General features: G+C 32.1%; 20 protein-coding genes. 11 read left to right on the forward strand and 9 right to left on the reverse strand.

The genetic code is table 11. From position 1 onward, the window contains the following. Positions 1 to 8: 8 nt before the first annotated feature. The 5 genes from KM029_RS18345 to KM029_RS18365 all read left to right on the forward strand — a co-directional run bounded on the left by KM029_RS18345 (position 9) and on the right by KM029_RS18365 (position 5,413). On the forward strand, positions 9 to 761 hold the full coding sequence (locus tag KM029_RS18345; RefSeq protein ID WP_144074639.1) for an SDR family NAD(P)-dependent oxidoreductase: 753 nt from the start codon (positions 9 to 11) through the stop codon (positions 759 to 761). Between the two features lie 3 nt (positions 762 to 764). Further along, positions 765 to 1,796 carry a sugar kinase gene (locus KM029_RS18350; RefSeq protein WP_144074640.1) on the forward strand — a complete coding sequence of 344 codons (1,032 nt, stop codon included), beginning with the start codon at positions 765 to 767 and terminating at the stop codon, positions 1,794 to 1,796. A 2-nt stretch (positions 1,797 to 1,798) separates the two neighbouring features. Continuing rightward, a complete protein-coding gene (locus KM029_RS18355; protein WP_144074641.1) occupies positions 1,799 to 2,494 on the forward strand; it encodes a bifunctional 4-hydroxy-2-oxoglutarate aldolase/2-dehydro-3-deoxy-phosphogluconate aldolase in 696 nt (231 codons plus the stop codon). 51 nt (positions 2,495 to 2,545) lie between these two features. Then, on the forward strand, positions 2,546 to 3,535 hold the full coding sequence (locus tag KM029_RS18360) for a polysaccharide lyase family 7 protein (protein ID WP_144074642.1): 990 nt from the start codon (positions 2,546 to 2,548) through the stop codon (positions 3,533 to 3,535). A 162-nt stretch (positions 3,536 to 3,697) separates the two neighbouring features. After that, entirely contained in the window at positions 3,698 to 5,413 is a 1,716-nt protein-coding gene (locus tag KM029_RS18365) for a polysaccharide lyase family 7 protein (RefSeq protein ID WP_144074643.1), read from the forward strand. A 353-nt stretch (positions 5,414 to 5,766) separates the two neighbouring features. On the opposite strand, the gene KM029_RS18370 is transcribed toward KM029_RS18365, so the two are convergent. The 6 genes from KM029_RS18370 to KM029_RS18395 all read right to left on the reverse strand — a co-directional run bounded on the left by KM029_RS18370 (position 5,767) and on the right by KM029_RS18395 (position 12,584). Beyond that, positions 5,767 to 5,922: a hypothetical protein gene (locus tag KM029_RS18370; RefSeq protein WP_158631103.1), complete on the reverse strand. Its 156-nt coding sequence runs from the start codon at positions 5,920 to 5,922 to the stop codon at positions 5,767 to 5,769. Between the two features lie 38 nt (positions 5,923 to 5,960). After that, on the reverse strand, positions 5,961 to 6,437 hold the full coding sequence (locus KM029_RS18375) for a DUF4231 domain-containing protein (protein ID WP_144074644.1): 477 nt from the start codon (positions 6,435 to 6,437) through the stop codon (positions 5,961 to 5,963). Position 6,438: 1 nt separating this feature from the next. Then, positions 6,439 to 7,386: an SIR2 family protein gene (locus tag KM029_RS18380; protein ID WP_144074645.1), complete on the reverse strand. Its 948-nt coding sequence runs from the start codon at positions 7,384 to 7,386 to the stop codon at positions 6,439 to 6,441. A gap of 250 nt (positions 7,387 to 7,636) precedes the next feature. Continuing rightward, the gene (locus tag KM029_RS18385) at positions 7,637 to 9,190 is read right to left on the reverse strand and encodes a sulfatase-like hydrolase/transferase (RefSeq protein WP_144074646.1); all 1,554 of its coding nucleotides are present in this window, start codon (positions 9,188 to 9,190) and stop codon (positions 7,637 to 7,639) included. A 376-nt stretch (positions 9,191 to 9,566) separates the two neighbouring features. After that, positions 9,567 to 10,430, reverse strand: a complete 864-nt coding sequence (locus KM029_RS18390) for a helix-turn-helix domain-containing protein (protein WP_144074647.1) — start codon at positions 10,428 to 10,430, stop codon at positions 9,567 to 9,569. A gap of 231 nt (positions 10,431 to 10,661) precedes the next feature. Continuing rightward, positions 10,662 to 12,584, reverse strand: coding sequence for an FAD-dependent oxidoreductase (locus tag KM029_RS18395; protein ID WP_144074648.1), 1,923 nt, complete (start codon positions 12,582 to 12,584; stop codon positions 10,662 to 10,664). Positions 12,585 to 12,874: 290 nt separating this feature from the next. Here KM029_RS18395 and KM029_RS18400 point away from each other — a divergent pair, with 290 nt between their 5' ends. Then, positions 12,875 to 14,356, forward strand: coding sequence for a helix-turn-helix transcriptional regulator (locus tag KM029_RS18400; protein WP_144074649.1), 1,482 nt, complete (start codon positions 12,875 to 12,877; stop codon positions 14,354 to 14,356). 40 nt (positions 14,357 to 14,396) lie between these two features. Here the strand turns inward: KM029_RS18400 and KM029_RS18405 are convergent, their stop codons facing one another. The 3 genes from KM029_RS18405 to KM029_RS18415 all read right to left on the reverse strand — a co-directional run bounded on the left by KM029_RS18405 (position 14,397) and on the right by KM029_RS18415 (position 17,045). After that, positions 14,397 to 15,941: an acyl-CoA carboxylase subunit beta gene (locus tag KM029_RS18405; protein WP_144074650.1), complete on the reverse strand. Its 1,545-nt coding sequence runs from the start codon at positions 15,939 to 15,941 to the stop codon at positions 14,397 to 14,399. Positions 15,942 to 16,051: 110 nt separating this feature from the next. Next, positions 16,052 to 16,513, reverse strand: coding sequence for a hypothetical protein (locus KM029_RS18410; RefSeq protein WP_144074651.1), 462 nt, complete (start codon positions 16,511 to 16,513; stop codon positions 16,052 to 16,054). Further along, positions 16,503 to 17,045 (reverse strand): archaeosortase/exosortase family protein, encoded by a 543-nt coding sequence (locus KM029_RS18415; RefSeq protein WP_144074652.1) that lies wholly within the window; start codon positions 17,043 to 17,045, stop codon positions 16,503 to 16,505. Before KM029_RS18415 ends, KM029_RS18410 begins: the two co-directional genes overlap by 11 nt. A 225-nt stretch (positions 17,046 to 17,270) precedes the next feature. Between KM029_RS18415 and KM029_RS18420 the strand changes: the two genes are divergently transcribed. From KM029_RS18420 to KM029_RS18440, 5 genes are all read left to right on the forward strand, one after another. After that, entirely contained in the window at positions 17,271 to 18,104 is an 834-nt protein-coding gene (locus KM029_RS18420) for a hypothetical protein (RefSeq protein ID WP_144074653.1), read from the forward strand. A 7-nt stretch (positions 18,105 to 18,111) separates the two neighbouring features. Further along, positions 18,112 to 19,113, forward strand: coding sequence for a S41 family peptidase (locus tag KM029_RS18425; protein ID WP_144074654.1), 1,002 nt, complete (start codon positions 18,112 to 18,114; stop codon positions 19,111 to 19,113). Between the two features lie 133 nt (positions 19,114 to 19,246). Next, a complete protein-coding gene (locus tag KM029_RS18430) occupies positions 19,247 to 20,059 on the forward strand; it encodes a hypothetical protein (RefSeq protein WP_144074655.1) in 813 nt (270 codons plus the stop codon). Between the two features lie 197 nt (positions 20,060 to 20,256). Then, a complete protein-coding gene (locus tag KM029_RS18435; protein ID WP_144074656.1) occupies positions 20,257 to 20,667 on the forward strand; it encodes a hypothetical protein in 411 nt (136 codons plus the stop codon). A 269-nt stretch (positions 20,668 to 20,936) separates the two neighbouring features. Next, positions 20,937 to 21,122 carry a PID-CTERM protein-sorting domain-containing protein gene (locus KM029_RS18440; RefSeq protein ID WP_144074657.1) on the forward strand — a complete coding sequence of 62 codons (186 nt, stop codon included), beginning with the start codon at positions 20,937 to 20,939 and terminating at the stop codon, positions 21,120 to 21,122. The last annotated feature ends 48 nt before the right edge of the window (positions 21,123 to 21,170 follow it).

Genomic DNA, 21,170 nt, shown 5'->3' on the forward strand with positions numbered 1-21,170 from the left:
TTAAGAACATGGATTTAACAAATAAAGTAGCAATTGTAACAGGTGGAGCTAGAGATATTGGAAAAGCAGTATCTAAAAAATTAGCAGCAGAGGGAGCTAAAGTAGTTATCAATTACTTTGACAATGAAGAACAAGCTACTCAAACTTTAATTGAAATTAAAGGAGCAGGTGGAGAAGCAACACTTTGCCAAGGAGATATGACAAATCCAGTAGATGTTCAAAAAGTAGTAAAACACTCTTTAGACGTATACGGTGATCATATTCATATTCTTGTAAACGTTGCAGGTGGTCTTGTAGCAAGAAAGAAAATTGATGAAATGGACTTGAACTTTTTCAATTTCGTAATTCAATTGAACTTAAACTCTGTATACTTGATGACACAAGCAGTTGTTCCTCATATGCCTGCAGGTGGATCTATCTTAAACTTTGCTTCTCAAGCTGGTAAAGATGGTGGTGGACCAGGTGCAAGTGCTTATGCTACAGCAAAAGGTGCAGTAATGACGTTCACTCGTTCTATGGCTAAAGAATTAGGACCAAAGAATATTAGAGTAAACTCTTTATGCCCAGGTATGATTGCAACAACTTTCCACGATACGTTTACAAATACTGCTGTTAGAGAAAAAGTAGCGGTTAGTACACCGTTAGGTCGTGAAGGAAGAGCGGACGAAGTAGCAAACTTTGTTGCTTGTATTTCATCTTCAGAATCTTCTTTTGTAACAGGTACAAACATTGATATTAACGGGGGACTAATGTTCTCATAGCATATGAAAATAGTAACTTTTGGAGAATTACTATTCCGTTTCTCACCAGTAGGAAATCAAAGATTTTCTCAGGCTTCATCTTATGAAGCCACGGTGGGAGGAGCGGAAGCAAACATAGCCATGTCGTTAGCTCAATACGGCGATAACGTGGAATATGTAACTGTTGTACCTAATGACGAATTAGGTTTATCGGCAGTAAGAGAGGTGAAAAAATGGGGTGTTAATATTGACCCTATTTTATACCAAGGTAACAAAATGGGTTTCTACTTTTTAGAGAAAGGTGGCTCATTGCGTGGAGGTAGCGTAATTTATGATCGTGCAGGATCTTCTTTTACAGAAATAGATGCTACAACTTTTGATTGGGATGAGTTGCTTAAAGATGCAGATTGGTTTCATTGGTCTGGTATTACGCCAGCTTTGTCACAAGGAGCAGCAGAAGCAAGTTTAGCGGCTATTCAAGCAGCAAATAGAAAAGGTATTCCAGTTTCTTGTGATTTAAACTATAGAAGTAAACTTTGGAAGTACGGCGTTGACCCTAAAGATGTTATGCCTGACCTCATTAAAGGGACATCTATTGTTTTAGCAAACGAAGAAGACGTAGCCATGTATTTAGGTATTAAGCCTACTGAGAGTGATTACGAGTACATTGAAGGTTTTGATAAACGTTGCTATAAGTTTATTAGTGAGGCTTTAGTAGAGCAATTTCCAAACATAGACTGTGTAGTTACTACATTGCGTCAGACAATTAATGCATCGCATAATAGATGGTCTGGAGTAACGTATAATGGCTGTGAGTTTATTCAAGGAGATGTTCATGAAATTCCATCTATTGTTGACAGAGTAGGAGGAGGAGATTCTTTTATGGCTGCATATATACATGGTAAAACAAACTTTAACGACGATCAAAAAACGTTAGATTTTGCATTAGCAGCATCAGCTTATAAACTATCTATTCCAGGTGATTATAACATCGCTACAGAACAAGAAGTTTTCCAGATAATGGATAAGAGTAGTATCAAAAAGATAAATAGATAACTATGGCTAGGTTTACTAGAATTGAAGTAGCACAAAAGATGAAAGAAGTGGGTATTGTACCTGTTTACTATCATCCAAGTCCTGAAGTGTGTTGGGATGTTTTGTATGCTTGCTATCAGGCAGGTGTTCGTGTATTTGAGTTTACAAATAGAGGAGATAATGCGGATAAAGTATTTGATCACTTAGTACAAAAAATACCGCAATTTGCACCAGAAATGATTTTAGGAATTGGTTCTATTGTAGATGCTGTTACTGCAGGAATTTACATTCAGAAAGGAGCAGACTTTATTGTTTGTCCAATCTTAAACGAAGATATAGCTAAGATTTGTAACCGTAGAAAAATAGCTTGGTCGCCAGGTTGTGGTACAGTTTCAGAAATTTCTAAAGCAGAAGAATTAGGGGCAGAAGTAGTAAAGATATTCCCTGGACTTCAAGTAGGTGGACCAGAGTTTGTAAAGGCTGTTAAAGGCCCAATGCCTTGGTCTAGTATTATGCCTACAGGTGGTGTACAACCAACTTTTGAAGATCTTGATGCTTGGTTTAAATCAGGTGTTCATTGTGTGGGACTTGGTTCTCAATTAATGGACAAGCAACTAATTGCGAAAAGAGATTACAACGCTTTAAAAGCAAAAATAGAAGATGTTGTTAGCATTGCAAATCAATGTTTAGCAGAGAAAAACGGCTATGCTTTAGTGTAAGTATTCTCATCAAAAAATCTATACTATAACTACTAACAAACAAACACTCTAATGAAGTATTCAACTACGATTAAAAAGTTTATCAAAGTTGCATTTTTACTTTGGATGACTCTTGCAGGTATAGGTTTTTCTTGTGGATGCAATCAGATTGAAGATGAAAAAGCACCAGTCCTTGAAGAAGAGGTAGAGGCTGAAAAGCCAGATGATACTACCTCTGATGAGAAAGAGACTGAGGAGGCTGAAGAAGAAGAGGTAGAAGAAGAAGTAGAAGAAGAAAGTAACGAAGGGGAGACTGAAGAAGAAAACGAAGAAGAGTCGAACTTTCCTTACCCTTATGAGATTTTGAACCTTCAGAATTGGAAACTAAATGCCTTTACAGGTACATTAGAATCTCCAGTTTTTGAAGATCAGATTTCTAATTTATCTACTTATGAAAATGAGAATTGGTTTTTTACTGAAGACGGTCAATTTGTAGCATTTAAATGTTACGGAGGCTACCCAACTTCTTCGGGTTCTGGTAACCCAAGAACAGAGTTGAGAGAAATGACTGCAGACGGAAGTTCTACATTAAATTGGGATGGTACAAAAGGTACTAACCGAATGGAATGGAAGGTGAGGGTAGATCAGTTACCAAGTTCAGGAAAGGCTTGTTTTGGACAAATTCATGGTAGATCTTCAGATTTCGATGATGTAATTCGTATACAATTTCAGGGAGGCAAAAACCAATCTGAAGGAGACGTACGTTTGAAAATTATGGGATGGGTAACTGAAGAAAATGATGACAAGGAGGGTGATTTTTTAGAGGGTGATTGGAAACTAGACGAGGAATATCATTTCGAATTAATTTTTGAAGATAGTAATGTCTGGGTAAATCAAATAGAAGAGAGCGGAGAGAAAAAGGAAATTTACCGTTTTAATGGTTGTGCAAGTGATTACAACTACTTTAAAGCTGGAATTTACCTTCAATCAATGCAAAATAAACCTTTTGATTTAACTGATTTTGGGCAAGTTTCCATCTCGTATCTAAATATATCACATTAAAATATAAGGCATTTAATATAGTGTGTGCGATTGTTTTTAATATCGGTTAACTAACAAAAATTTGTCGACAATTTACTAACGCTTTTTGAAAGCAAAACCACTTTAAACAAACACTTACAATTTAACTTCATCAATAAATTTAGCACACTATTTAAATGAATTATGAACAACCAGTCGAGTAAAGTAAAAACAATAGCTCTAAAGCTATCTTTTCTGTTATGCGGAATAGGAGCAATGTCTAGCTGTAATCAAAAAGATGAAATGGGTGCTCTTGAAAAAGAGGATCAAGTAGTAAAAGGAAGTTCTGCAAGAACAGCAGTTTCAATTGCTAATAATAGCTTTGAAAGTAGCTGGTCTAGTTGGAGCGATACAGATCCCTCTTCAATATCAGGAGAAGGTAACTCTGGAAGTAAGTCTGCAAAAATAACTGGTGCAGGTGGTAAATTTACTCAAGAAGTAGATGTACAATCTAATACCACTTATGAGTTAGCTGCTTATGTAAAAGGCGGATGGCGTATAGCTGCCTATGTAAATGGCGTAAAAACATCGAGAAGTGGAACAGCTTCTTCTTGGAAACAAGAGGTAGTTACTTTCTCTACAGGTAATGCTTCAACAGTAACAATTGCTGGAGAGTACAACAGTAGTGAAGGACGTTTTGATGATTTTACATTGGCATCTACAGATGAAGAAACTACACCACCTACTGCTAATGAGCAATTAGCAATAGCAAGTGTAAGTGCTTCTGCAAATGATGGAAATGTTCCAGCAAATACTATTGATGGAAGTCTATCTACACGTTGGTCTGCAAATGGCAACGGACAATGGATACTTTATGATTTAGGAAGTGTAAAAAACATTTCTTCAGTAAAAATTGCTTGGTTTAAAGGCAATTTACGCTCGAGTACATTCGAAGTATTAACCGGTGATGCAACAACAGATTTATCTGTAGTTCATTCAGGTGTATCAAGTGGGTCTTCTTTAGAATTAGAAGAAGTTTCATTATCGAATGTAAGCGGTAGATACTTAAAAATTATAGGGTACGGAAACTCATCTAATACATGGAATAGTATTACAGAAACGGAAATTTATGGTACAGATGGAGAAGGTGAAGGCGTGGATCCAACAGATCCTGTAGAGCCAACAGATCCACCATCAAATGGAGGAGAATATCCTTACGATATTTTAAACTTGCAAGGATGGAAGTTAAATGCTTTCTCTGGAACACTTAACAGCCCTAAGTTTGTAGACAATACACCAAATTTAGATACTTATTCTAATGATAATTGGTTCTTTACAGACGGCGAATGGGTATCATTTAAATGTTATGCTGGTTATCCAACATCTTCTGGATCAGGAAATCCAAGAACAGAATTAAGAGAAATGAATTCTTCTGGTTCTGATGAGATTGAATGGGATGGTGATTCTGGAACAAACAGAATGGAATGGAAAGTTCGTGTTGACCAGTTACCAAGTTCAGGAAAAGTATGTTTTGGACAAATTCACGGTCCTTCTGATACTTATGATGATGTAATTCGTGTACAATTCCAAGGTGATCCTAACCAATCTTCTGGTGCAGTTCGCTTAAAAATTATGGGATGGGTTACAGAAAAGAATGATGATAACGAAGGTGACTTTATTGATGGAAATTGGACAGTAGGTGGCGAAATGCACTTCCGTTTAATTTTTGAAAACACCAACGTTGTTCTGTATAACATTTCAAGTAGTGGTTCTGCTACAGAAATTTATAGATTTAATGGTTGTGGTAGTAATGGAAATTACTTTAAAGCCGGAACGTATTTACAATCTATGAAAGGAAAATCATTGGATACTTCTGATTTTGGGCAAGTATCAATTAGTTATTTAAATATAACACACTAAGAGTATTTGAAAACGGACGAATATATAACTATCAATTATTAGAGGTATTCTTAAGCGGAGAATACCATTGTGTGTGCGATTCTTCGGTTTAGGCCAGGACGTCAAATTGTTGAATGAAAATTGGGATACAATACATTTTAAGAAGTTTAATCAATTTTTAGTGTTGTATTGGTGAGATTGGTTCTCTTAGAATTTGTATTGATAAACAGATTTTCAACAATTTTGGTCTTAATTGATTTTAATATTTTGATCAATGGTCTGAACTTATCTTAGATAATAACGTTAAAAACAACTCTCGGAACATGTAACATGTGGTGAGAGTTGTTTTTTGTGTTAGTCAAAAAAATATTCAACTACTGAATTTTTTCTATAGAATTTCTTCCAGCTTCATACCCTTTTTTGAATGCAGCTTGATGTTGATCCCAGTCAAGAGCTACTTCTATACAGAGCATAGAGAAAGCGCCGATAAAGATAAAAATAATGTCTCTTCTAGAAATTTTAGTTTTCATAGTAAGTAATAATTAGTTTAAAGAAATAAAAAATACTATTAATCTTTCATAGAGGCTTCTTCAATTCTTAAATCTTTCCATTTTGATCGGGCATTATCTAAGATTGCTTCTAGCTCTAACCTAAGACTAATAACAGTGTCGTTATTGTTAATTTCCTCATCGGACAATAATCGAATTTTGAATTCAAGATTTTTAAGTTGACTTGCAGTTTCGCCATAATTTAACCACAATTGTTTATGGTTGTAAAAACCTTCCCACGCAGATAAAATTGTTATACTAGCACCCGCAAGTAAAATAAATGATTTTATAGAGAAGTTGATTAAATCTATATTTTCTGGTGTAGAAGGAATACTCTCTTTTATAGCTACTAAAAATGTGATTAAAGCAGATAAAATAGAGATGGCAATATAAATTCCAAAGCCTTTTAATTTATTTTCTTTGCTTCGTTTAACCGTTTTATCTATTTGAATTTTGATCTCTTCGTGAAGAATATTGATCTTCTGTTGGTTCTCCATTTTATTGCCAAATGTGTTTGTAAATAGTTTCGTAATTGTCTACCTCAAGAACTTTAATGCCTACAGATTCTAAGAAGAATTTTTTCCCTAAGAAACTATCATCTTCTTTTTTTACTGTAATATACCAACCGTCTTTTTTCTGACTAGGAAAGGCTTTAAAATATTTTGCTCTTTCTATCAAAAGCCATCTAAAGAAAACTTCATTTTCTTCTAATCCCAAACCAATAATACATAACGATTTATTAAAAATAATATGTAACCAGGTAGGATAACCATTCCATTTTTTTGCAAGTTTATCTTCTTTCCCAATTACCCCTCTATTTTTGTACATCATTTTTCTAACCCTTTCAACATTACCCATGTACTGAGAAAGTCCTAGTTTAATACTTCTGTGGTATTTTATCATGCCATTTAGGTACCAAACACCAAAACCATCAATAGGGTTATTCAGCTTTTTATTACTAAAATAGCAGTTCCAAGGGTAATAATCGGTAAACCCTTTATATGGTATTTTAAAAGGTTTAAGTTGAGCTGATTTTGGAATTAAGTCATCAAAATTTGTAGTTAGTATAGGAGCGTTTAAAGCACATATTTTATTTAAAATGATATTCTGCTCATCATTATGTTTCCATAAACTCATTGTGTTTTTTACATCCTTCTGAATGGTAGCACTAAAGTTCTTTTTGGTGGTGTTTTGAATATCAATAGCGTCATAAAACTCAGTAAATGATATACCTTTGAAAATCTGATTTTCAAATTTAGCTTTCTTACTGTATTTGTTCCAAAGTTCTATCAGAAGCTTATCCCAAGTAATATTTTCCTTACTGAAATAACGGTTTATGCCGTTTCCAAAAACAAAGCAGAGCTGAGATTTATGTTGTTCAATAATCTCTTGTATTGCAGAAGCTGTTAGAATTTCTCTTTTTGAAGGAGTGTTACTGTTTATCATTCTAAAAATTAATAACCTAAGTAGAAGCTTTCAAACTTTTTTATTGATGCACTACTAAAAAGCGATATAGCTTATTTTTTAGTTATAAAGTCATCTGTAATAGTCAAGTTGTAGGTCGAATATCGTTAAATATCATCGTTAATTCAAATGGCAAAGTTTTTTAAGGGTTCACTATTGCATTAAAAAAAGAAAAGTCACCTCAATTACTTGAAGTGACCTCAATCTTATTAATGCCTAAATACTACTTAATTTATAAGTCTGTTTTTTTAGGAATACTTACATAATCTTTTCTATCATATACCTCCCCAAAAGTTTTTTCAAAATTTGGCATATTTGATTTATTCCAAGATTCTTCGAACCCATAACTTGGGCTATCAAAAAACTCTGGACGATGCTTTTCCCAACTCCATGTCCATTGATAAACAGCTTCTTTCATAGATGTTACTATTTCAGGGTGCTGACTTGCAATGTTATTTTTTTCACCTATATCTTCACAAAGGTCATAAAGAGCCCAATTTCCATTTCCAAGAGAGTGTAGTTTATAATTATCTTGAACAACTCCCGTCCAATTTCTATTACGTTGATGGCGCATTACAAAAATTGGCTTATTATCTCTTGTACTTTTATTATTAACAATGCCATCCCAAGCGTCTATGCCATCATAAATTTTTGAAGACGGAATTTCTACACCACCTAAATGAGCTAGGGTTGGATAAAAATCAAGGGCAGAGAAATTATTACTATTTATTTCTCCTTTTGGTACATTACCATTTGGCCAATGCATAAACATAGGTACTCTAAAACCTCCTTCATATGCATCACCTTTTTTACCTTTTAATGGTTGGTTATTTGCTCCTTTAGTGTATTTGCCCCCATTATCACTTAAGAAAATGATAAGTGTGTTATCAAATTGGCCAGTACTTTTTAATTTCTCAACTACCCTTTTGATATTATAGTCTACGTTGTACATCATGGCTGTATAAGTAAGTCTTTCAGAACCACTTTCAGCAGCATTATCACCAAGTGTTTTTTGCAGATCTTTTATATCTTTTTCTTGTGCTTGTAGAGGTGTGTGTGGAGCATTGAACGATAAATATAAATAGAATGGGGCATCTTTTTTAGAGGCATTTTCTATAAATTTTAAACCAGCATCAGTTAATACATCTGTTACATATTGTTCTTTATCAGTAGGAACATATGTTGTGTTTTCCATCATTGGTCTATTGTAATCGTAATGGTAATCTCCAACTTTTGCAACACTCGGGTTATAAATTTTACTATCTACCCACGATCTAGAAAAATATTCATGTCCTCCGCCTAAGAAACCATAAAAATAATCAAAACCTCTACTGTTAGGATGATACTTTTCTTCTTCTCCTAAATGCCATTTTCCTATTGCTCCAGTAAAATAACCTGCTGCTTGTAATTCATCACTTATATAACTTTCTGTAGCATCAATACCATTACCAGAAAATGCTGCAAGGTTAAATTGAGCTCCTAAAGTATGGGGCATTCTACCTGTTAAAATACTCGTTCTACTCGGTCCACAAAAAGGATGAGCCACATAAGCAGAAGTAAAAATTGTTCCTTGATTGGCAAGTTTATCTATGTTAGGCGTATGTATATCTTTAGCTGCATTGGGCATAAAACCAACATCAGCATAACCTAAATCATCCATTAAAATAAAAAGAATATTAGGTCTTTCTGTTTTAGTAGGCAATGGAGTACCACCTATAACATAAACATTTGTTGTTAGTAGAAATAGGAGTGCACCTAAGTAGTGTTTAAATATTTTATTTTTCATTTCAAGTTGAGTCTTTTGTAGAGACTACCTAATTAAAAAAATGGTAATCCTCTGTATTATCAGTCCAGTAAATTGATTTGTCGCACACTTCATGGTTTAACCAGAAATGTTATTCATAAAATTAGATGTTGTAGATAGTAATTAGGTTTCTTTGCGTACAAAAAATATTTCTGTGACTCTATTTTAATTGTTTAGAGTTCGATAAACAACATTTTAACTAAAAATAAGGTAACTCAATTTATTAAATAAAATGAGTGTTTTTTATCTATGTAATTTATACTGCACGTTGTTTTTGCTGTTTTTAAGCTACTTTTAAGAGGATTACTACTATTATTAAAAGTGAATTTTATTTTCTTTTAAAGTATTTATTGATGTATTATTTATACAAATTTTTAAAGTTGTAAGGTGTTTGAATTGCATTCTTTTTAAAAAATTTGAAAAAGTTATTTGCCTCTAAAAAACCAGTTTTAACAGCAACGTCTTTTACGGAAAGCTCTTGATTAATTAATAATCTTTTGATGCAAAGTAACGTAATTTCATCAATTACTTTTTTAGCAGTTTCATTGCAAATATTATGTGTAATAAGGTTAAGTTGTTTTGATGTGACTTTTAATTTATCAGCAAAATATTTAACACTTCTACTTGTAGGGTGAAACTCTTCGACAAGTTCTTGAAATTCTATAAATTTTGGAATGTATTGTGTCTCAATTTCAGGGACTATAGAGGTGTGTCTAATTTGTTTTATTTTAAGAAAAAGGATTTGAAGAAAGTGAAGTATAATCTTATTCGTTTCTTGACTTATTGTTGTCTCTAATTCTACTTTAAGTTGTTGTACTAGTTGTATAAATGAATCAAATTCAGTAATACCTAGCAGATTATGTTGCATAAATAGGTTCTCATTAAGTAGTTCAGAGCTATTTACAGAGCTGTCATTATTAAATAGGTTAGCCATGTATTCTTCTGTAAGAAGCAAGATATATCCTTTAGCATTACTTTTATGAAACTGATGAACTTGTCCTTTTTTTAAAGTAAGTATTTCACCTTTTGAATACGCATAATTTTTAAAATCTATAGTATGAATTCCCTCACCATCAGTTATAACAAGAATAGCGTAAAAATTGATGCGGTGTATTTTATGGGGCTCAGAATCTCTCAGAATGCTTTCTAAAGATATAATATCAAAATCGGAAGCGATTGTTTTTTTCTGATCAAATTCTATGTAAATATGATTGTCGCTCATTATAGTAGTGTAGTAGATATGGTAATGTAAGTACTACAAAAATAACTGATCTATTGTAAATGAGGAAGTTAATTTTGAAATTAAATCAAAAACAAATATTTATAGAGATTGATAACATAATAAATACATTAATAATTAGGTGTTTTAATGTATGTTCTTTTTAGTAGAAAAAGTAAACACTTCTATTATTAAAATTAGAATAGAAGTGTTTTAAGTGATTGATTTGTAGGTTTATGTATAACATCTTACTTCAAAAAGTTTTATTTTTTCAGCTCCGTAAGTTTCCTTTAAATTAATTTTAATAGCAGTTACTTTTTTAGCCTCGAAATTAAATTTAATCAATCTAGTTTTATTTTGATTTATTGTACCTAGTATTACCCATTTGCCATTAATTCTACCTTCTACACTTAAAGATTTAAGCATTTCTTTTGGTACGCCATTTCCATATAAATCATCATTCCTGCTATCTTTTCGCATCATGATGTTTCTTTTTAAATTGGTATCGCATTTTATTTCTACCTTAGAAATTGTAGTAGGTTTATCCCATTCTAATTGTAGCTCTGCTTTAGCATTTTTCGATTTCCAATGATTGATTTGTCCATCAATATCTCTCGACATACCATTGGTTAGGTTTTTTACATCTCCGGTAGAAGTAGAATCTGCAAAAATAGCACTCACTTGCTTTGCTAAATCATTTTCGTCGTTAGCAGGTCTGTTTGGAATAAAAGCATCATCTCTAAGCAGCTGTTCTTGTAAAGCATTTATATGTTTTTCTCTTACTTCTCTAGGAGAGCACTTTTTCTGAATACAAATTGTTGCAGCCGTACCTACTGCTTGTCCTTGTAGAGCACATGTAGCCATTATTCTAGAAGAAGAAAGTGCAATGTGTGTTTGGCTAACATTTCGTCCAGCAAACATTAAATTTGAAATGTTTTTAGAGTACAAACTTCCAAAAGGAAATTGATAGATACTTTTAAAATGATAATGAAAATAACTTGGAGGCTCAGAAACATTTTCAATTCCACCTGGGTTATGTTCGTCTAAAGACCACCCGCCAAAAGCTACAGCATCATCAAAATGTTTGTGTTCTGTCATGTCTTTTTCAGAGAGAATATAGTCACCAATAAAACGTCTTGATTCTCTCCTAGCTGGAAGCGACCCAACCCAATCTAGTGCTTGATTTTCTGCTTCAGGAAAATTACCAGAGTTTTTTATGTAGTCCCATACACCATGTAAATACCCCATTAATTTCTGACGGTTTACTTCTGCATCTGCAATAATATCATCATCACTACCTACTTCAATCCACCAGATACCATCTTGAAAGTTTGCAAATCTTCTTCTTTTATGGGCACCTTCATGCGTATATTTAAAAGCAAAAGATGGAGGAGAGTATTTCATGGGTCTTCCCATATCTACAGACGACATTAGTAATGTAGAGCCCATTTGCCATCCATCTGCTTTTTCTGGAGCAAAGCTTTCATTAAACTCATCCTTACCTTCTCTGCCTGTTCTGTATTCTGCTCCAGCAGTAGCTGCAAGTAAACCATCGCCAGAACAGTCTATAAATACCTTACCAGTAATTGTGTATAAAGTTTCTGTGGTGGCTTGCCAACATTTAGCAGCTTTAATTTTAGAGCCATCCATTATTGCTTCTATTGCTTGAGTGTTCACCATTAATGTTAAGTTTGGCTCTCTTACAACAAAATCATACATTATATGGTCGAAAACAGGAAACGATTCTTGTTCGTTATTAAATCTATTTTGCAACAGAATTTCTTCTATTAAACCAGATTCCCTTTCTGCCTTCCCTTTTATATTGTTTACACCATTTAAGTGTACCCTCATTTCGCTAGATGCATTTCCACCAACCATAGGTCGGTCTTGAATTAGTACTGTTTTGGCCCCATTTCTAGCTGAAGCCACTGCTGCACATATTCCAGCAGCACCTCCACCCACTACTACAACCTCATAAGTAGCTTCTTTAATTCTATTAGATAGCCCAATTTCTCCTTTTCCTAAATGGTGCCATTTATCTTTATTAGTAGATGTAGCTATATTTTTTTGAGTGGCACAAGATGATGTCGCGAGTGGTAAAATACCTGCAACTACAGCTGCTTTAGAACCCTTTTTAAAAAAATCTCTCCTTTTCATAATTGCTAGAAATTGTAATAAATCAGGTGATTAAATTTTTACTCACCCTAAAAAATGATTTGTTCCAATTTAGGTTTCTGTTCTTGCTATTGTCTAAAAAATGCCCTTACAAAAACTTAACAGGTCAAAATATTTTAACTATATTTACTCAACAATTTGGGTAGCTTATTTTTTGATGTAATTTAATTAAAGTGCTGAATACTTGTCTTTTAAATAATTTTTTAAACTGTTTTTGCTTTCTCTTATTACTCAACAATTGCTTAATTGTAGAATTACAAGCTCAGCAGTTTATGCCACATATATACCAACTAGGTAATGGGGATAAATTGGAAGAAGATTCGTTAAAAATTCTGAGTAACGAACATAAAATTGAAGACCTTTTAGTAAAGACAGCCACTCAAAGAAAGAATTTACACTTTAGTAATGCATTTAATTATGCTGGTGAAACTTTATTCTTAGCAGAAGAGGCACAAGATACTGTACTTATGGTTAAGGCGTATCAATCAATGGGTGTTTTATATTACCTTTTTAAGCAAGACGAAGAAGCAGGGATTTACTTTAATAAAGCCTATCAGTATCAACAAAAATTGTCTAAAACTCAGGCTGTTTCCAATAAGTCCCTTTATGCTACACATTATTATTTAGCCTTATATTACCAGAGAATTAATAATTACAAATCTTTAAAAATACATATAGATAGTTGCTTTACTTATGCTAAAAGCAGCAACGAAAATGCTATTTATAAGGTGTATTTAAATGAAAAATTAGCAAGTTATTATGAAGGAGATAAAAATTATAAACAATCGCTTGCATTATTATTTAAAGGAATTGATAGACTCGAGAATCTACCAGATAGTTATCCAAACAAAGAAATTCATAAGAGTTTTTTAATAATATTATATGGACATGTTGCTCAAAATTACTTTGATCTAAACAGGCAAGATGTATCAAAGAAATATTTTGAAAAGGCATTAAAGGTAGAAGATAAGAATGGAGAATATATCTTTTATCAATCGTATGTTATGAATAGGTATGCAAAATTGTTGGCATTAAATGGAGCATATAAAGATGCGTACTTCTATCAGACAGAATCAAAAACAATAAACGATACGTACCTCAATCTAAGAAATGATAGAAATAAAGATTTTCTAACAATCAGAAGTCATTATAAAGAAGAAATTGATAAAAAAAATGAGCAATTGGCTAAGCAACAACAAGAGATTAGTGCTAGAAATAAACAGTTACTCTATTACAAAATAATCTTTTTAATTATTGTAGTGGCTTTAATTGGTGGCGTACTTTTTTTTAGGTGGAGAAACGAAAGAAAAAAGCACTTTTTAAAAGAGTTAGCATCTAAGGAGTTGTTGGCTTTAAAGAATAAAGAATTAACAACAAATACATTGCGGTTAATAGAACGAGAAGAAGTTATTGAACTATTGAGAGTTCATATAGAAAATAGTGAAATAGGTGTAGGAAGTAAACGGTTTTTAAAATCTATTGATCGGAATTCTGAAACGCTTTGGGATGGATTTAATAAAACATTTATTGATCAAAATATTGGTTTTTATGAGCGTTTAGAGAAAGAAGTACCGAATTTAAGTGCAGCAGACCTTAAAGTTTGTGCCTTGATTAAACTCAATTTTTCTGGTAAAGAAATGGCGTATCTATTGGGTATTTCTTTAGGAAGTGTGCATGTAGCAAGACATCGTTTACGGAAAAAGATGAACTTAGAAAGAGACATCAACCTGACCAATTATATTAATTCTATCTAAATAAAAAACGTGAACCATTACTGACTCACGTTTATTATTTTTAAAGAGGGATATTACCATGTTTTTTTCGGGGGTTATGATCTACTTTATTCCTGAGCATTGTAAATGCAGCAATTAGTCTTTCCCGTGTATTTTCAGGCTTAATAACCTCATCTATATAACCTCTATATGCAGCTCTATAAGGATTTGCAAATTCTTTGGTGTATTCAGCAATTTTTTCTTGCAACTTTGCTTCTGGATCTTCCGCATTCTGAATCTCTTTTCTGAAGATAATTTCAGCAGCACCTTTCGCACCCATTACCGCAATCTCTGCTGTTGGCCATGCATAATTTAAATCAGCACCAATGTGTTTTGAGTTCATAACATCATACGCTCCACCATATGCTTTACGTGTAATGACTGTAATTCTAGGTACTGTTGCTTCGCAAAAAGCGTATAATAATTTTGCTCCATTAGAGATAATACCATTCCACTCTTGGTCTGTACCTGGTAAGAAACCTGGAACATCTTCAAACACTAGAAGAGGAATATTGAAGGCATCGCAAAAACGTACAAAACGTGCTGCTTTTTTAGAGGCATCATTATCTAAAACACCTGCAAGAACAGCCGGCTGATTACCTACAATACCAATACTTTTGCCTCCAATTCTACCAAAACCAACAACAATATTTTCAGCATAAGCTTCATGTACTTCAAAGAAAGAATCTTCGTCAATACTACCATGTATAACTTCTCTTATATCGTAAGGTGTGTTTGGATTTTCAGGAACTATAGTATTTAGCTGTGGACGAACTTCTGATTTTGGCTTTTCGTATTCGTACCTAGGAGCGTCCATCTCACAGTTTTGAGGGAGATAGCTTAACAGCTTTTTAATTTTTTGTAGTGCAATAGCTTCATTAGCTGATGTGAAATGCGTAACTCCACTTTTTGTGCTATGAGCAGATGCACCACCGAGTTCTTCAGACGTTACCTCCTCGTGTGTAACTGTTTTAACAACATTAGGACCTGTAACAAACATATATGAGGTGTTTTCTACCATCATAATAAAATCTGTAATAGCAGGAGAATATACTGCTCCACCAGCACAAGGTCCCATTATACATGAAATCTGAGGAATTACTCCAGATGCTTTGGTATTCTTATAAAAAATATCTGCATAACCTCCTAAAGACTTGACTCCTTCTTGAATTCGGGCTCCTCCAGAGTCATTTAAACCAATAATTGGGGCACCATTTTTCATGGCCATATCCATAATTTTACAGATTTTTTCTGCTTGAGACTCCGATAATGAACCCCCAAAAACTGTAAAATCTTGAGAATATACATATACAAGTCTACCAGAAATTTTACCATAGCCAGTTATTACGCCATCGCCTAGGTAGTGTTCTTTGTCTAAACCAAACTGAACCTCTCTATGTCTTACAAATTTACCAACCTCATGGAAGGTATTTGTATCCATTAATAGTTCAATACGTTCTCTAGCTGTAAGTTTTCCTTTATTATGTTGAGCTTCTATTCTTTTTTCGCCTCCACCTAGTTCGGCAAGACGGTTCATTTCTTCTAATTTCTGAAGCTTATTCTTCATGTGTTCGTGCTTAAAGTATATAGTGTGTTTATTAGTAGAAAGCTAAGAACGAAATTATTGGATTGCAAATATTTCTATTGTCTGTATCATAAATAGTAATGGTAATAAATTTATGATGCGTTTTTTGCTGCGTTGAATTTTGAATAAATATAGATAATTGGAAATAATAAAAGAGGAGTGAAGGCAGAAGTAAATTGTTGAACAACACCGTAAATTGTTATATAAAGGTATTTGTCGTTATATGTTTTACTAATAGCACTAAGTAAAATATAAGTAAAAAGTAATACAGTATAAAAAACAATGAGTTTTTTGGTAATGCTTTTATCATTAAAAAGTAAATGAATAATGAAGATACTTCCTGAAGTATTAATCAAAAGGTGTGTTTTATGAGCAAGCCAATGGCAGTAAGAAAGTGTTTTTGAATTAGTATCAATAGCTAGTTTATTGAATAATAATTGATAAAAATCGTAATATAAACTATTAGTATCTTCTTTAAAATGAAAGCCTAAATAAAGCATTATTGAAAAAATGAGTAGAGAGATAATCCACTTTGTAGTAGTACTATTGATCATTTGTATTAAATATATCTTTCATCAAAGAAAATTTCTCAATCCATAACATCCAAAGAGCAAATACAATAGAATATACAATAATTACATAGGTGTATTTATGGTTAAAATTAAATGTTTCCATGTCTTGTATGTAATTGTAACCAAGAAGAATTACCCTTAATGTATTTGATAAATAGATGATAACGAGCCCGACCAAAATATAGACTATTTTAGTACTCAACCTACCTGGAGTTATTGCCACAAAACTTGAGAAAATGACCATTATGACTAAACCATTACATGGGCTTCCAACAAAAACAGACTTAATTCCATTAATATATAATGTACTTGAAGTATGGTAAGCTTCTCCGCCAAATAAATTAATAAAAAAAGACGACATATAAACTATACTTTCAGTAATAGCAGTATCTATTGCCCCATCTTCTTTCATAATTGTAAACTGAAGTAGTTTCCAAACAAAAAACAGAAAGACAGCACGTATTCCAATGGTTTTTAATTGATTATTATGGGTATACTGTTGTTCTACAATCATAATTATACATTAGCTCTTCTTCATAAAAATATAGGATGCTTTACATAGTAAACAGATGTAAATACGCTTTAGTTCACCTTGATAATCAATGGTTAAAAAACTACATGAATGTCAATTTTATCAGCTCACTCTAAATTCCAAATTTGTTTATGTTAACAGGTGACGAACGTCATCCTTTACAAATCCTTTGTCTCAGAAGTACATCAATCAATACATAATTTATTTATGAAACGAAATATTATTATTACAATATTGGCATTGTTATGCGTCCCATTTTTAGGGTTTTCGCAAGATGATGCACCTCTTTCTAAGAAAGAACAAAGAAAAAATAGATCAGTTTATTATACATTTTCAATGGGGTACAGTGGTACTAAATTTAGAGATTTAGCTACATCACCATTAATCTATAAAGGACTGGGTTTATATTATGGCTTTAGTTATAAAAGATTAGATAGTAAAAGAGAAACGGAGGTAGGTTCATCATTTTCATCAGGAACTTATAAAACGCATGGTATAGAATCTCCTGCTGTTAGTACAATACAAACAATAGATGTTTTTTACTCTCAATTATATCGAATTAATAAGTTATCTAATGATAAGTTAAATCTAAAAGTAGGTGGCTTAATAGATGTATCTCAGAACATTAGAATAAACCCATATTTTTCAAATAATAGTTTTGGATTAGATAATGTATCTACATTATTTGGTTCGGTAAAAGCAACAAGAGATTTATCTAAAGTTGTAAAAAACGAAATGAAAAGAAGATCAGTCTCATTACGTTTAGATGTTAGTGTAATGAATAATACATATAGAAATGGATATGTTTATTCTGGACAGTCAAGCATTGTAAATGAGCCTAAACTTTTTGATGATTACGAGTTTAAAGCATTCTCAGGGTTTAGAATGAATTTAGGTATTGACTACACAATGTATTTCAAAAACAATAATGCAATTGAAGTCTCATACTTATGGACAGGTTATAAAACTGGTGGAGATTTAGATCAGTTTGCAATGTCTAGCCAAGTATTTAAAATGGCCTTTTTATTCAACACTAAATAGTATTATCATGAAAAATATATACGTTTTATTATTATTAATTTCTAGTTTATTTTCTTGTGATAAGGTTTATTTCGGTGAAGACCTTGGTACAAAAGATAGAAAGAAAAACTTTGAATATTTATGGAATGAGTGTAATGAAAAATACGCTTATTTTGATGTTAAAAATATAGATTGGGATGCCATTAAAGTAAAATATGAATCTCAAATTAGTGAAGGAATGTCGGATGAAGCATTTTTTAATGTATTAGGAAGTATGCTTTCTGAATTAAAAGATGATCATACTAATTTAATATCGCCTTTAAACGTTTCTAGATTTGGTGTGAAGAAATTAGGACAAGATAATTTTGACTTTAGAGTGATTGAAGATAATTATTTATCTGATAATTATTATATCTCAGGTCCTTTTATGCACGACTTTATAGCGAACAATGAAATTGGTTATATCAGGTTTGGAGAGTTTACAGGAACTGTAGATGACAATAATTTAGATTTTATTCTAAAGAGATATAAAGATACTAAAGGATTAATTTTAGACTTAAGAGAAAATGGTGGAGGAGCCGTGAATGACATCTTCAGTATTTTAAGTCGATTTGTTGAAAAGAAAACGTTAGTGTACTATTCTAGAATTAAAACTGGTGCAGCTCACGACGATTTTTCTGAATTAGAAGAAGCTTTTGTAGAACCTTCTGATAAAATTAGATATAAGAAAAAAGTAATTGTTTTAATAGATAGAGGAACATATAGTGCAGGTTCTTTTACCGCACTTGCAACAAAAGCACTTCCTAATATTACTTTAATAGGTGATACAACTGGAGGTGGTTTGGGAATGCCTAATGGAGGCCAATTACCAAATGGTTGGACTTACAGATTTTCAATTACTCAGGCATTAGATTTAAGTAAAGATCCATCACTAGAAAAAGGTGTACCAGCAGACATACCTGTTTCTTTTGATTGGACCAATATGAAAAAAGATGAGATTTTAGAAACAGCGATTAACGAATTAAAATAATTTGGAAGCTATATGATCCTTGATCGTATAGCTTTTTTTTGTTGAATTGTTAACTACGTTTAATACAATTGGCAACAGGTTCAACTTCTATGTCTTAGTAATGAAAATATCAACAACTAATATAAAAAAAAACATGAATTCAATCACAAAATATTCGTTATCGTTATTCTTAGGTGCAGCAGCTTTATTTTCTTCTTGTAGTAAAGATGAAGAGCCAAAAGTTGAATTAGCTCCAGAATTAAAAATAGAAAATAGTAAGCAAATTTTAGAAGTATTACCGTTAGAGCAAATAACGTTTGATGTTTATTCTAAATCAATGGATAATACAAATTTAAGTAGTATATCTTTCTTAAGAGAATCTCCTGTTCCAGAAAAATTTTCTAAAGCACCAGACGATATTAAACAAAAGAGTTATACGTATAATTTCATTGGAAATGCACCATTAAAAAAAGGAGATTATGAATATACTTTTACTACATATACAGAAGGTGGTCAAACAAAATCTGTAAAGCAAGTAGTGAGAGTAACACAAGAGCCTTTTACATTAGAAATAAATGATGATTTTAAAAAAAGTGCTAATGTAGATGATGAATTTACTGTTACAGGTAAAGTAAGATCTATTAGAAAATTTAGTTCAGTAACATTAAGTACTTCGGCTGTAATTCCTTCAGTTACTTTTTATGGTGGTAAAAAATATAATGATGTTTCTAAAATGGATCCGTCTTATTACCCACTTGTTAAGTCATCACATAGTACAGATAAAGATGGATTTGAAGTTTTAACATTTGAGGTGAAAGTTAAGGTTCAAAAAGGACATATAGACAATAAAGACAGTCAAAAATATTTTGATGTTACATTCTTTGCAAAAGATAATTCATTAGAAAATCCTATCTACAAAGAAGACTCGCAGTTTAAAACTTGGACAAAAAGAATTAATATTAAATAAGTAAAAAGTAGACAGTTCATAATTGAGAAGTGAACATTATCGGATAATATAGAGTAAGTGTAAAATGGTTAAAAGGGCCTATGTATTTTAGGTCAGTTTAGCCATTTTTTATTAAACTTTATTAAGGTTAATTTATTGTCATACAGTTGTTTATAGGTGTCTTATAATTGAAACAATAACACATTAAATAATTAAATATGAAAACGCTGAAATTAATATTTGCAACATTACTAATAACATTAATAGGGTCTTCGGTTTTTGCTGATACACCTCCCAAAAGTGAATCAAATTTCTTTATTGGAAAATGGCATTTATACGAAATTAGTTTTTTATCAACTGGAGAAACATTTGATGCTGACGAATATTTAAAAGGAGAAAATTATCAGCAATTTAAGGATGATGGTTCTTTTATTTCAATAACTCCGACAGTAACATCTAACGGAGAATGGAAATACGATTCAAAGAAAAAAAATATAATTATAACTGGTGAATTTCAAGGGACACATGTAAAGGATGTCTTTAAGGTAGTTTCAACCAAAGGCGATAAATACATATTGGATTATAATACTGAAGGGCAAACGATAAGATTATATTACCAAAAACTATAATTATTTCTTATTAAGCTATTCCATTATTGGAATAGCTTTTTTTGTATTACTACCAATTAAGAAAAAACTTACTTCTACTTAACAAACTAAAGATGAACTGAAGCTTGTACTAACATAATAATATTATAGGATAATTTTTAGATTTATTGAATTTGCAAGCAATCTAAGAACTCACAACATAAAAATAGGGTTTTAGCATTGATTAGAAATATGTATTAATAACCCATTTATCAGTTGGTAATCAAGCCACTATACTTACTACTTCTATTATGAATATAAAATTTTTACTATCTTTAGTTACACTACTTTTTATATCTATTTTGTTTGTACATGCACAACCACCACCTCCCCCTGGAGAAGGAGTACCAATTGATGGTGGAGCTACATTGTTAATAGCTTCGGGTGTGGCTTATGGAATTAAAAAGTTTAGAGATTATACATCAAAAAATGATTAATATAACTCCTCTATTTACCCAAACTCACTGAATTGCCTAACCCACAAT

The organism is Flammeovirga kamogawensis, from assembly GCF_018736065.1.
GTDB lineage: Bacteria > Bacteroidota > Bacteroidia > Cytophagales > Flammeovirgaceae > Flammeovirga > Flammeovirga kamogawensis.

What these genes read in the sequence shown, in the direction of transcription:
- KM029_RS18385 (WP_144074646.1), bottom strand. Translation starts at nt 9,190, where the DNA reads ATGAAAAATAAAATATTTAAACACTACTTAGGTGCACTCCTATTTCTA.
- KM029_RS18370 (WP_158631103.1), bottom strand. Translation starts at nt 5,922, where the DNA reads ATGAAAACTAAAATTTCTAGAAGAGACATTATTTTTATCTTTATCGGC.
- KM029_RS18395 (WP_144074648.1), bottom strand. Translation starts at nt 12,584, where the DNA reads ATGAAAAGGAGAGATTTTTTTAAAAAGGGTTCTAAAGCAGCTGTAGTT.
- KM029_RS18400 (WP_144074649.1), top strand. Translation starts at nt 12,875, where the DNA reads ATGCCACATATATACCAACTAGGTAATGGGGATAAATTGGAAGAAGAT.
- KM029_RS18405 (WP_144074650.1), bottom strand. Translation starts at nt 15,941, where the DNA reads ATGAAGAATAAGCTTCAGAAATTAGAAGAAATGAACCGTCTTGCCGAA.
- KM029_RS18425 (WP_144074654.1), top strand. Translation starts at nt 18,112, where the DNA reads ATGAAAAATATATACGTTTTATTATTATTAATTTCTAGTTTATTTTCT.
- KM029_RS18430 (WP_144074655.1), top strand. Translation starts at nt 19,247, where the DNA reads ATGAATTCAATCACAAAATATTCGTTATCGTTATTCTTAGGTGCAGCA.
- KM029_RS18350 (WP_144074640.1), top strand. Translation starts at nt 765, where the DNA reads ATGAAAATAGTAACTTTTGGAGAATTACTATTCCGTTTCTCACCAGTA.
- KM029_RS18420 (WP_144074653.1), top strand. Translation starts at nt 17,271, where the DNA reads ATGAAACGAAATATTATTATTACAATATTGGCATTGTTATGCGTCCCA.
- KM029_RS18415 (WP_144074652.1), bottom strand. Translation starts at nt 17,045, where the DNA reads ATGATTGTAGAACAACAGTATACCCATAATAATCAATTAAAAACCATT.
- KM029_RS18410 (WP_144074651.1), bottom strand. Translation starts at nt 16,513, where the DNA reads ATGATCAATAGTACTACTACAAAGTGGATTATCTCTCTACTCATTTTT.
- KM029_RS18345 (WP_144074639.1), top strand. Translation starts at nt 9, where the DNA reads ATGGATTTAACAAATAAAGTAGCAATTGTAACAGGTGGAGCTAGAGAT.
- KM029_RS18390 (WP_144074647.1), bottom strand. Translation starts at nt 10,430, where the DNA reads ATGAGCGACAATCATATTTACATAGAATTTGATCAGAAAAAAACAATC.
- KM029_RS18440 (WP_144074657.1), top strand. Translation starts at nt 20,937, where the DNA reads ATGAATATAAAATTTTTACTATCTTTAGTTACACTACTTTTTATATCT.
- KM029_RS18360 (WP_144074642.1), top strand. Translation starts at nt 2,546, where the DNA reads ATGAAGTATTCAACTACGATTAAAAAGTTTATCAAAGTTGCATTTTTA.
- KM029_RS18355 (WP_144074641.1), top strand. Translation starts at nt 1,799, where the DNA reads ATGGCTAGGTTTACTAGAATTGAAGTAGCACAAAAGATGAAAGAAGTG.
- KM029_RS18380 (WP_144074645.1), bottom strand. Translation starts at nt 7,386, where the DNA reads ATGATAAACAGTAACACTCCTTCAAAAAGAGAAATTCTAACAGCTTCT.
- KM029_RS18375 (WP_144074644.1), bottom strand. Translation starts at nt 6,437, where the DNA reads ATGGAGAACCAACAGAAGATCAATATTCTTCACGAAGAGATCAAAATT.
- KM029_RS18435 (WP_144074656.1), top strand. Translation starts at nt 20,257, where the DNA reads ATGAAAACGCTGAAATTAATATTTGCAACATTACTAATAACATTAATA.
- KM029_RS18365 (WP_144074643.1), top strand. Translation starts at nt 3,698, where the DNA reads ATGAACAACCAGTCGAGTAAAGTAAAAACAATAGCTCTAAAGCTATCT.